This is a genomic window from Streptomyces sp. NPDC002643 (assembly GCF_053592555.1).
The window spans coordinates 98,238-109,616 of the sequence record NZ_JBSFVY010000013.1 but is presented as its reverse complement, the minus strand read 5'-3'; the positions used below and the strand labels follow the sequence as shown (position 1 = coordinate 109,616).

The window sequence follows — 11,379 nt, the reverse complement described above, 5'->3', positions numbered from 1 at the left end:
TCGGGCCCCCGGGACGTTCAGGCGAGCGCCCAGGCGACATCCCTGAGCAGGGCCTCCCGCCACCCCGCCCGGTCGTGGTCCGACGGGGAACGGGAGACCCGTACGGTCGCACCGGCCCGCTCGGTCAGGGACTCGGTCAGGGCGCAGTGGGGCAGCATCCGCGTCTCGTGTTCCCCCACGTCGAAGGCGATCCGCAGGCCCGACAGATCGGGGCGCTCCCGCAGCCGGTCGGCGAGGGCACCGCCGACCGGGCCGCCGAGCGGGTCCGGTCCGCCGATGGCGTCGGGCGTCCACCAGAACGAGCCCGACTGGCAGGCGATCCTGGACACCAGCTCCGGGAACTCCAGCGCCGCGTACAGCGCGCTCAGCCCGCCGAGGCTCTGCCCGGCGACCACCAGCCGCCCCGGGTCGGCGGGTACGCCGGACTCCGCGACCAGCGGCAGCAGTTCGTCCCGGACCGCCTCCCACAGCTCACGCCGGCACGCGAACTCGGCCTCCCTGTCCTTGGCCGGCACGAAGACAAGGGTGACGGGAGGCAGGTCACCGGCGGCGACAGCCGAGTCGAACGCGGCCGTCGCCGGATGCAGATACAGCCAGTCGTCCCCGTCCAGCAGCAGCACCAACGGCCCGCCGCCGCCCGCCGGATGGACCCGCACGGTACGCCGCCCGCCGAGCCGTTCGCTGGTCCAGCGCAGCCGGGTGCGGGGCAGGGGCAGGACGCCGTCCGCGCCGATGGCGGGCCAGTGCGGCTGGGCCGGGGTGTCCGGAGTCGCGACGACGGACCGGTCACCGCCCGCACCCATCGGGTTGAGCGGATCGGCGAACGCCTCGTCACCCACCAGGAACTGGTACGTCACCCGCAGCCGGGCGGGCATCCGCACCTCGGCGTACCAGCAGTCCGTGTCGGCCCACCGGGTCAGGGGCACCGGCTCCGACCAGCTCTCGAAGCCGATGCCCGCCTCCGAGCCGATGCCCGCCTCCGATCCGCGCCACAGGAACAGGGTCACCCAACCGCCGTCACCGGCCGGGACGGAGACGGGTGTCCGCGCCGCCGCCCAGAACTCGTCGGTGCCGGGCTCGTCGGTCGACCCGAACGCGGCGAAGGGATTCTCCACGACCCGCATGGACGTCTCCTTGTGAGGGGAAAGAGCAACGGCTAGGCTCGCGTTGATTAGGTGAGCCTAACTTAACCAGTGTCGGCGGGGCTGTCATCGGCCCGTCGGACCCGAGGAGGCAGCGGAGTTGAGCACCAACCCCTTCGACGACAACGACGGCCGTTTTCTGGTCCTGGTGAACGACGAGGGCCAGCACTCCCTGTGGCCGTCCTTCGCCGAAGTACCCGGTGGATGGACGACCGTCTTCGAGGAGAACACCCGCGAGGCGTGCCTGGAGTACATCGAGACCCACTGGACCGATCTGCGCCCCCGCTCCCTCGCGGAGTCCATGGACAGTCAGTGACTCTCCGGAACCACCGTGGTACCGGGGCTGGTCTCTCCGAGGACGCCTTCCAGTACCGCGTGCGGTACGCGGCCGTCGAGTACATGGGCCCGGCGCACCCCGCCCCGGACGGCGCGCAGACAGCCCTCCATCTTCGGCAGCATCCCGTCCGCCAGCCCCGGCAGCATTCCGTCCAGCGCGTCGGCCGTCAGACGCCGGATCACCTCGGTGCTGTGCGGCCAGTTCGCGTACAGCCCCTCGACATCGGTGAGCATCACCAGCCGCTCGGCGTCCAGGGCCACGGCCAGCGCCGACGCCGCGAGATCGGCGTTGACGTTGTAGATCTGCCCGTCCTCACCGCGGGCCACCGGGGACACCACGGGGATGTGCCCCTGTTCGAGGAGCGCGCGCACCATGCCCGGGTTCACGTCCACGACCTCGCCGACGAGCCCGATGTCCACCTGCCGGCCGTCCACCCGTGCCGGGCGCCGTACGGCGGTCATCGGATCTCCTCCGTGGATACCCCCGCCCTCAGGCGGGGGAGGAAACGGAATCCTGCGGAGCAGGGCAGGGGCGGGGTTTCGCCTCCAGGGCGAAAGACCGTGCTCTGACCGGCAGGTCTGGCGGTGGAGCAGGCGGCTTGTACGGTTGTCGTGCTCGGGCGGCGATAACCAAGCCGTCCGGGTCTACCGCCGGGCTGGCGGGAAGTCAGGTCTGTGGAGCTTGTGTAAGACCATGGGCGGTACACCGTCCCTTCGCCGGTAACCCCGGTGGCTACGGGCTGTGAAGCAGAAAGCTCGACCCGCGAGGGAAGAATCCCCCTGCTTCGGCTGGGGGAGATGCCAAGCTCGGTCTCTCCCGTGGTGTCCGGTGGTGTTTCGTGCGCCTTTCGCGAGGTGTCGCGGGGCGCGGTCACGCGTTTCTCGGCTCCCGGTGCAGCAGCAGGCCCCGCAGCAGACCGTCCGTCGTACAGACGACGCCGCTGCGCGCGGCCCAGCGCAGCGCCAGGGTGTGTTCCTCGGCGGAGAAGTCGGCCACCGCGTCGGCGACCACGAAGGGCTGGATGTCGTTCATGAAGGCGTCCGCGGCGGTCAGAAGCACACCGAGGTGCGCGTACACCCCGCAGATGATCAGCTGGTCCCGGCCCTCCGACCGCAGCAGTCTGCCCAAGTGGCTGCGCAGGAAGGCGTTGTGGCGCACATTCGCCAGCAGATGTTCACCGGGGCGAGGGGTGAGCGGCGCGATGATCGCGGCGGCGTCCGGTTCGTCCCCGATGCCCGGCCCCCATATGTCGGCGACCAGACCGCGCCGGCCCGGCGGCTGTCCGGCCGGCTCCGCGCTGAACACGACCGGTATGCCGAGGGTGTTGGCGAGTTCCCGGAGGGCCGCGATGTTGTCGACGAGGTCCACCACCGGACGGCGTCCCGTGGGCAGGGCGCCGACGAAGTGGTTCTGCATGTCGTGGATGAGCAGTGCGGAGCGCGCCGGGTCGATCCGCCAGGAGACGCGGGACGGGGGGAGGGCGGACCGGTCCGGCATGGGGTAGGAACCTATGGCCGGCTGGTCCATGAGTGATGCCCTCCCCGTGATCACGCGGTCGCGGCCCGGACTCGAATGCCCTTAGCTTAGCCTAACCTAACCATTCATTTCCGGTGAGGGAAGACCCTGTCCCGTTCGCCTGCGAGCGGCCCCAACGGGCGTCTGGGCGAAGCGACTTGGCGCCCGTGCGGGAGCGGCGGCCGCATCCCTCGTGTTGCCGCAGGGGCCGGTCAGCCCGGCGCCCATGGCGCTGTCAGTGGGCGCTGTTACTCTCCGGACCGGGGAAAGATCAAGAAAAAAGATCAAGAAATGCGTAAGTGTGGGGGTGGGCTCGATGAGCGCTCTGGCGTGTCCGCTGTGCGGTCAAGAGGTGATGGCGACCCGGCAGGGCATGGCCTCGCATGCGCGGGCGGACGGCCGACCGTGCGCGCCCGAGGGCGGTCCCGGGATCGGCGCCGGCGCCCTCGGCTGCTCGACGGCACTCGTCGGCACCGTGGCGGCGATCGCCCTCACCTCATGGGCGGTGCTGTGGGTGAGCCTGCTCGCCGCGCTGGCAGCGGTCGTCTGGAAGGCCGGCTTCAGCGCCGGGGCACGGGTGGAGGCCGCCGACCTGCGGGCGATGCGGGCGGTCGAGGAAGCCGCCTCCTCGACGAGCGGAGGCGTACCCGTACGGGACCTCGCCCGGGAGGCGAAGCGGCTTCTGGAGGAACTGCCGCCGCTCGGCGCGGCGATCGAGGAGTCCATCGCCGCCTGTATGACCCGACTGCGCCCGCTCGACCCCCAACCCCTCGAAGTGCGGTTCACGAAACTGGCCCGCGCCCATGTCGCCGCCGACGAGTGGATACTCGGGCTCGCCGTCGGCACTCCCGAGACCCTGTCGGGGAAGGGCCCTCGGCCGCTGGCGATCATCACCGACCGGGCGCTGGTGGTGAAGGACCGGGACGTCGCCTACCGCGACACCGACCCCCAGGTCGAGCCCGGCGAACACGGCTTCGTCATCTCCGGCACCCGCACCTTCCACGTCACCTCCAACCACGGGCTGGAGGTGACCCTGGCCGCCCGTGAACTCGCCGCCTCCTCCCGCCGCACGGCGGTCGTGCCCTCGGGCAGACCGCCCGAGCGGCTGATCAGGGAGGCCCGCGACGCCGAGCTGATAGCGGCCGAGTGGATGCGCTACCTGGGCTTCGCCGACGCGACGGCCACACCGGTCGGCGCGGACGGCGGCATCGACGTGGTGAGCGAAGAGGCCGTGGCCCAGGTCAAGTTGGAGGGCAAGGCCACCGGCCGCCCCACCGTGCAACAGCTCCACGGAGTCGCCGTGAACGAAGGCAAGACCGGTGTGTTCTTCTCCGCCGCCGGTTACACCCCCCAGGCCCGGACCTGGGCGGAGACCAGCGGCACGGCTCTCTTCCGGTTCGACCGACAGGGCGCCGTGGAGGCCGTGAACACGGTGGCCCACCAGATGCTGGCCGCCGCCGACAGCCGTTAACGGCCCCGGTCAAGGCGTGAGATGCCTGTTCAGCAGTCCGGGTGACCTTTCGTGTCCGGACAGGGCGGGGCGGCGGGGGGAGGGTACGCGTTGACTCCGGCACCCGCCGACTCCCTCGAACCGACCGAAGGCGTACGCCCATGTCGCAGACCGCACCCGTGTCGCCCACCGTCGACACCGAACTCCTGCAGAGCCCGGTGGACATCCGCCCCCAGGACACCGACTGCTCGGCCCTGCCCCCCCTTGCGTTTCCGCCACCCGGCGACACTCCCGCTACGGCTGCGCTTCGAACGCGCGACGCAGGGCCCGCCCGGCGACGCCCGACCCGATGGCGCTCGCCCCGGCTGTCCACGGGGCGAAGAGGCCACGGTCAAGGCCGGGCCGCTTCACGGCGAGGAATGTCTGCTGGAGGTGGGCGCCGACCTCTACCACCTGGTGGACGTCCACTGGCACACACCCTCCGAGCACACGGTCGGCGGGGTGGTGTTCCCGATGGAACAGCACATGAAGTACAAGCGCGTGAGCGCCGAGGGCGGCCCGAACGCGGCGGCGCAGGGCAGCGCGTACACGGTCGTCAGCGCCTTCGTCCACCCGGGGCAGGCCAACGACCCCCTCGACCGGCTGCTGGCCTCGGCCCGCCGTGCCGACCCCTCCGAGTCCTGGGAGATCCCCGAAGCGGCCCTGGACGCACTGCTGCCGACCTGCACCGAGTCCTACCGCTACATCGGCTCCACCACCGTGTACCCCTACATCCTGGGAGTGCGCTGGAACGTACTCACCCACCCGGTGCAGGCATCCGCCGAAGCCATGCGGCACTACCGAACGGTCTTCCCCACGGGCAACGCCCGCGAGGTGCGGGGGCTCGGCGACCGACGCGTCCTCAGCGACCGGCATCGCTGGTGGTAGTGCCGCGTGTCGGTGTGGCGGGACGGTCCCTCGCGGAGTCCCGCCGCCTCAGCCTGGGCACCTCGGCGTCCACGCCGTTTCCGCCCAGGTGTCCCCGCCTGCTCCGCCTCGGCGTTACTTGCCGCGCCCCCGCCGGCGTTCCCGGCGGGCCTTCAGCAGCACCCGCAGGGTGCCCGCCACCGGTGGGGACGCCGGGCCCCGCAGCAGGGCGGCGCCACGGGCCAGCGCCGCGTCGGCGGTGAGGAGTTCGATCTCGATCAGCGCGCCCACCAGCGGCCGGTAGGGAGCCTCGACCAGATCGGTCAGCCCCCTGGCCGTCTCCAAACCGGCCCGGGCCACGCCGACCTGATGGCGGACCAGGTCCCGCACACCCGCCGTTTCGCGCTCCGCCGCCAGGTCCTCCACGGTGACCGAGAACTTCTCCAGCGTCTCGGCGGGGATGCCCGACCAGCCCTGCGGCAGGTCCTCGGTGAGGTCGTTGACGAAGTCGAGCCGCTGGCTCGCGTCGATGAAGGTCCTGCAGCCCGCCCGGAAGCGCCCGCCGTCGTCGCCGTCCGGGCCGAGGAGCGAGGCGATGAGCATGAACCCCGGCAGGGAGTAGGCGTCCACATAGTCCTGGTAGTCGCTCTCGGTGGCGAAGCCGGTGAGCTCCAAGTCGGCCGTGGCGGTGGACAGATACTCCTCCAGCACGTCGCGCTGCCGGGGATGCGCCGCGAGGGTGTGCAGCAGGGCGCGCAGGAGCGGATCTTCGCTCGCGCCGGTCTCCAGCGCTTCGCGCACCCGCCGCTCCCAGGAGGCCCACGCCTCGGCGCGCTGTGCGGTGGTGCCGGTGTCGAGGACGTTGTCGCCGTGGTGCATGAAGGCCGTCATCGCGACCACATGGGGCAGGGCCGGGCGCGGCAGCAGCAACCGCGCCGCCAGGTACGAGGCCCGACGGAATCGTGCGACCAGTCGCCGCTGGGCGCCGTAGTCCTCGCGCAGTCGGGACTCCGTGATCCCCGCGGCCTTCAGGCTCTGACTCCATGCGTTCATGGGGTGATCGTAGGCGGAGTGATCGTGAGCTGGCCGCCTTGAGCTACGAGCTTGCCGCCCTTGAGCTGCGGGAGGTAAGTTACCTCCCGTAAGTTACTGATCGTAGGTAATGGTCCGCAGGGGAAGGACGGAAAGCATGGCAGGCGCCGGCGCGGAGAGTGCGGTGAAGCGGCGGCGGGTGTCGGCCGCGGCGCGGAAGGAGTTGTTGCTGGAGGCAGCCCTGCGCATGGCGCGGGAGGACGGGGCCGGCTCCCTGACGCTCGCCCGTCTCGCGGACGCCTGCGACGTCAGCAAGCCCATCGCCTACCAGCACTTCGACTCCCTCACCGGGCTGCTGCGCGCCATGATCCAGCGCGTGGGCGCCGAGTACGAGGACGCCGTCCTGCGGGTGATGGCCGGGTACCGGGAGGCCGGGGACGGGGCCGAGGGCGCGCTGCGGGCGCTGTGCGACGTCTATGTCGCGTGCACGCTGGAGAACGGTGCCCTCCACGCCGACATCGGTGCCGCTCTCATCGCCTCGGGTGAACCCGTGGGCACCGTGTATGCCGATGACGCCGAACGGTACCGAGGGCTGGTGGCCGAGCTGCTCGGGGTCGATCAGCGGACCGCGTACGCCCTGACGGCGGCCTTCCTGGGGGCCGCGGACCGCCTGTGCGAAGCGGTCATCGCCGGCCGGCTGCGCCAGGACGAGGCGGTGGACGTGCTCATGCGGCTCTTTCCGGTCCCGGAGCGGACTCCGTCGTCGTGACCCGGGAAGCGACACCGTCGCGCCTGGAGGGGCGGCCGCCGTCGCGTCCGGAGAGGCGGCCGCCGAATCGTCCGGAGAGACGGCGGTCGACTCGTCCGGACCCGTGGGGCTTCCGCGTCAGCGGTCGAGAACCGAAAGGAGAAAGCTTTCGTGGAGGCAGTGCTCATCGACCCCGCGAAGAAGGGCGTCGAGAAGTTCCACATCGGGGCGGTGCCCGTCCCGCGCCCCGCTGAGGGAGAGGTGCTGGTGGAGGTCCGGGCCGTCGCCCTCGGCGCCTGGGAGAAGGGCTTCGCGCAGGACGACGACCCCCGGTCCCTGGCTCGCCGGACGAGGAGGAGGGCCGTCAATCTCGGCTTGGAGTTCTCCGGTGTGGTGCGCTCGGGCGGCCGGCGGCTCACGGAGGGGCAACGGGTCATGGGCGGCCCGCATCTGACGCGGGGCGAGAAGGCCCTGGCCCGGTACGTGGCCGTCCGCGAGGAATACCTCGCCGAGATCCCCGATGACCTCGGCTTCACCGACGCCGCAGCCCTGCCGATCGGGGCGCAGACCGCGCTCACCGGACTCGACAAGGCCGCACCGCACCGGGGCGACCAGATCCTCGTCGTCGGCGCGAGCGGAGGTGTGGGCGTGTACGCCGTGCAGATGGCCTCCGCTCTCGGCGCCCACGTCACCGCGCTCGGCGGCAGGAACTCCCTGTCACGCCTCAAGGAACTCGGCGCGACCACCGCCCACTCCTACGCCGACACCTCCTTCGAGGACCTGCCCGGCACCTACGACGTCGTCCTCGACCTCTCCGGGCGGCTGCGCTTCGGCCGGGTGAGGAGGAAGCTGTCCCGGACGGGGGCGTTCGTCAACGTCAACGCGCACAAGGACCTCCCGGGCCTGGCCGCGTCGCTGTTCAGCCGGAGGCGCGTGCCGCTCGTCTATGTCCCGCACTCCTCGGCCGTGGCGCAGACCCGTGTCCTGGACATGGTCACCCGAGGTGAGATCACGCCCGTCGTGGAAGCGGTCCACGACATAGGCGCGTTCCGGGCGGCCTTCACCGAGCTGACGAGGAACGAGCGGTTCGGCAGGATCGTCCTCTCCTACTGAGACGGACTCCTACCGAGACCGACTCCTGCTGAGACGGACTCCTGCCGAGACCGACGCGGCGACGGCCCAACTCCCTCAGCCCAACCCCCTCACTCCGACGCGCCTACCCGCCGACCGCCTCCAGCGACAGCGCGAACACATGGGCCCGTGCCGTGCCGGAGGGCGGAGCGGCCAGGGTGATGCCGGCCAGCTGACGGGCCGGGTCGAGGTCGACGCTCTGATGGAAGATCGCCGCCTTCGTGGCCAGCGGCCCGCTGCGGGTGTGGATCTGACTGGTCGCCACCGCCGTCGTCTCGCCGTACGCGGGGCCGGAGGCCAGCCAGTTGGTGAGCCGTATCCGCGCCGGGCCGGTGGTGCCGTCGGCGTAACGGAGGGTCGCCGGGACGGTGACGTCTCCCGTGTCGCCCGCGCCGAGGACGTGCAGTCTGCCGTACGCGCCCTGCGGTACGGCGATCTCCTGCCCGGCCGCGACGACGTTGTTGTCGGTGCCCTCGCTGCCGTTGCTGAAGGCGAAGCCGATGCCGGAGTCGGTGGTCTGGCCGGTCTGCGGGAGCTGGACCATGGGGTAGGTGCGGCCGGTGCCGTCGAAGTCCCCGTCGCCGTAGTACATCTCGGTGGTGATGGCGTCGTTGTCGAAGTGACCGGTGAGGTCGACCTGGGTGACGCTCCCGGTCTGCGGCGGCTCCGGCAGGCCCCAGCGGTCGGCCGGGTCGCTCACCGGCACGGGGGCGATGCGCAGTTCCGGGCGCCGACCGACAGGGTGGATCACGGCCTCCGCACCCCGGGGAAGGTCGAGTTCGACCACGCCGTCTCCCAGATCGCGCCACTCGGGTGCCGGGCCGCCGATCCCCGCGACGGTGACCCGACCGCCCATCGAGTGCCGCACCCGGCACGGCTCCCCGGCCAGACTGCGCACCCGTACCCATCTGGTGCTGCCGCCCTTGCGGACGGCGCTGACCAGGAAGGCGCCCTGGGTACGGAAGTCATGCAGGGTGACATCCCGCCAACGCCCCGGCACGGCGGGGAAGATCCGAATGGTGTCGCCCCAACTCGTGCACAGCATGTCGTGCAGGCTCTGCGCCGCCGACAGCGGAGTCTCGATGACCGGACCCGCCTCGTAGTACATCGTGTTGGGCTGGACGAATCGGGCGACCAACTCCCGTAGATACGTCAGTGAGTCGTCGCCCCGGCCCATCATCGCGGAGATGGACGCGGCACCGGTGAAGCTGTAGCCGCGCAGGGCTCCCTCGAAGCCGATCCAGTGCTTCAACGACCGTTCGATCAGGTCGCGTTGTTCCGGCTGCTCCCAGTTGACGAGGTAGAGGGGGTATACGGAGAGCATGTGGGAGTAGTGCCGGTGCGACTTCGCGAAGGGCACCCCGGCACCGATCATGAAGCCGTCGTCGTCCACCGGGTAATCGGTGAGCTTCTCCAGCACCTCACGCCAGCGCGGCGCCAACTCGTCGTCCACGCCGAGCAGTTCGGCGGACTCGACCAGGGTCCGGCAGCTCCAGCGCAGCAGCGCCAGGTCGTAGTTGCAGTCGGGGGCGCTGCCGTACTCGGGCGAGTACGTCCTCGGCAGATGGAGCCGCCCGTCGTCGCCCTCGTACAGGAAGTGCAGGTAGTAGTTGGTGGTCCGGCGCAGCAAGGGGAAGAGGATGTCCTCCAGCAGTCCCCGGTCCATGGTGTGGCGGTAGCTCAGCCATACGTTGTGCAGCGCCCAGGGGAGGTTGCCGACCTCCGGATCACCGGTGGCGGCGCCGGGTACGGGGACCGTGCCGTTGTCGTCGCACTGGGCGTCCGTGCTGCGGCGCAGGCCCGCCGAGTCGGCACGGTACTGCGGCTGGAGGGCGCCGATGAGGGTGTCGGTGTGCTCGGCGAGGGTGCGGGGGACAGCGTCCAGTTCGAGGTGGTTGGAGCCGTGCACCGGCCAGTACTCCAACTGGACGTTGAGGTTCCACCAGACCGCCGGCCAGGGGGTGGGCTCCAGCCAGGGGCCGGTGGTGGCCATGACGGGGGCGTGCTCGCGGGCGGCGGAGGCGAGCTTGTAGAGCTGGATCGAGTAGAAGCTCTGCAGCATGCCGTCCGGGAGCGAGACGAAGCTCTTGCGGTGGAAGCGGTGCCACCACTCGCGGTGCGTGCGCAGCAGACTGGACACGGGCAGCGCGGACGCCTTGCGCACCGCCGTACGGGCCCGCCCCTCGGCGTCGGTGCCGGGGTGGGAGTGGGTGACGGCCAGGTAGTACGTACGGTCGTCGCCGTGCGCGCGCTCCCGATGGGCGGTGGCCGTCCGGCCGCCCCCGGCCAGCGACTGCACCACGAGCGTCGTCCCGTCCGGCTCCTCGGTGGTCACCGGTGCCGGGTTGGGCGGCATGGCGGCCGGCGGGTCCTCGCGGACGATACGCGGGCTGACCGCCGGTGAGGGCGCGAACTCCCAGCGGAAGTCCCGCTCCCCGGCGTCCGCGCGGGCGGTGACCAGCAGCAGCGTACGGTCGTTGTGAACCAGCGCGCGCAGCCGGATGGTGCCTTTGTCGGTGGTGACGGTGCCGCTGATCTCCGCGTTCCACAGGTCGAGGCGGAGATCGGCGCCGGTGAGCGTGCCGACCGGGTGCAGCAGGAGGTTGCCGACCGGGAGCCGGGCCACGCCCCAGTCGCTGCCGAACTCCGGCCGGTGATCCTGCACTTCGCTGTGGTGCACGGTGAAGCGCAGCGCGTTGCGGCCGGGCTCCTGGTAGACGATCGAGCCGAGCAGCCCGTTGCCGAGGAACGGCCCCTCGTACCAGGTGCGCGGTATCCGCTTCCACACCGGGTCCTGCGCGCCGAGGAACTCCCGCCATTCGCGGTCGGTGCGCATCCCCACCAGCGTCGCGGGCCCACCCGCCTGTGCCGAGGCCGCCGAGGCGGGTCCGGCCGTGGCGACCGGTGTGGCGGCCCCGGCGGCGACTCCGCCCAGGAATCCCCGTCTGCTGACTCCCATCATCGATCTCCCATCAGAGAACTGCGGCTCATGACTACGGTTCATGACTACGACTCAGATTGATCCGATGTATCAGCTAGACGGGAGCGTAAGAAGTGGCTAATGATGCGTCAATAGACCGGACCTGCCCATGAGTTACCTCCGATGAATCGATGACTC

Annotated in this window: 9 protein-coding genes and 1 pseudogene; 5 read left to right on the top strand and 5 right to left on the bottom strand. The window is 71.0% G+C overall.

Features of this window, described 5'->3' with window-relative positions; all coding sequences use genetic code 11:
* Positions 1–17: 17 nt before the first annotated feature.
* Complete coding sequence (locus tag ACWD4G_RS21095; RefSeq protein ID WP_451295554.1) at positions 18–1,124, bottom strand: alpha/beta hydrolase-fold protein; 1,107 nt, start codon at positions 1,122–1,124, stop codon at positions 18–20.
* Positions 1,125–1,242: 118 nt separating this feature from the next.
* Here ACWD4G_RS21095 and ACWD4G_RS21090 point away from each other — a divergent pair, with 118 nt between their 5' ends.
* Positions 1,243–1,458 (top strand): MbtH family protein, encoded by a 216-nt coding sequence (locus ACWD4G_RS21090; RefSeq protein WP_451295552.1) that lies wholly within the window; start codon positions 1,243–1,245, stop codon positions 1,456–1,458.
* On the opposite strand, the pseudogene argB reads toward ACWD4G_RS21090, so the two are convergent.
* Positions 1,452–1,946: pseudogene (gene argB, locus ACWD4G_RS21085) on the bottom strand (acetylglutamate kinase); the annotation flags it as partial. The gene ACWD4G_RS21090 and the pseudogene argB overlap by 7 nt on opposite strands.
* Positions 1,947–2,349: 403 nt before the next feature.
* Positions 2,350–3,006: an isochorismatase family protein gene (locus ACWD4G_RS21080; RefSeq protein WP_451295550.1), complete on the bottom strand. Its 657-nt coding sequence runs from the start codon at positions 3,004–3,006 to the stop codon at positions 2,350–2,352.
* Positions 3,007–3,310: 304 nt separating this feature from the next.
* Between ACWD4G_RS21080 and ACWD4G_RS21075 the strand changes: the two genes are divergently transcribed.
* Together ACWD4G_RS21075 and ACWD4G_RS21070 are read left to right on the top strand one after the other, a co-directional pair.
* Positions 3,311–4,465, top strand: coding sequence for a restriction endonuclease (locus ACWD4G_RS21075; protein ID WP_451295548.1), 1,155 nt, complete (start codon positions 3,311–3,313; stop codon positions 4,463–4,465).
* Between the two features lie 411 nt (positions 4,466–4,876).
* Positions 4,877–5,371, top strand: a complete 495-nt coding sequence (locus ACWD4G_RS21070) for a carbonic anhydrase family protein (protein ID WP_451295546.1) — start codon at positions 4,877–4,879, stop codon at positions 5,369–5,371.
* A 114-nt stretch (positions 5,372–5,485) separates the two neighbouring features.
* Here the strand turns inward: ACWD4G_RS21070 and ACWD4G_RS21065 are convergent, their stop codons facing one another.
* Entirely contained in the window at positions 5,486–6,403 is a 918-nt protein-coding gene (locus ACWD4G_RS21065; protein WP_451295544.1) for a squalene/phytoene synthase family protein, read from the bottom strand.
* A 136-nt stretch (positions 6,404–6,539) separates the two neighbouring features.
* On the opposite strand from ACWD4G_RS21065, the gene ACWD4G_RS21060 reads away from it, so the two are divergent.
* Positions 6,540–7,151, top strand: coding sequence for a TetR/AcrR family transcriptional regulator (locus ACWD4G_RS21060; RefSeq protein WP_451295542.1), 612 nt, complete (start codon positions 6,540–6,542; stop codon positions 7,149–7,151).
* A 150-nt stretch (positions 7,152–7,301) separates the two neighbouring features.
* Positions 7,302–8,243: a zinc-binding dehydrogenase gene (locus ACWD4G_RS21055; protein ID WP_451295540.1), complete on the top strand. Its 942-nt coding sequence runs from the start codon at positions 7,302–7,304 to the stop codon at positions 8,241–8,243.
* 103 nt (positions 8,244–8,346) lie between these two features.
* On the opposite strand, the gene ACWD4G_RS21050 is transcribed toward ACWD4G_RS21055, so the two are convergent.
* Positions 8,347–11,220: a glycosyl hydrolase family 95 catalytic domain-containing protein gene (locus ACWD4G_RS21050; RefSeq protein ID WP_451295538.1), complete on the bottom strand. Its 2,874-nt coding sequence runs from the start codon at positions 11,218–11,220 to the stop codon at positions 8,347–8,349.
* Between the last annotated feature and the right edge of the window lie 159 nt (positions 11,221–11,379).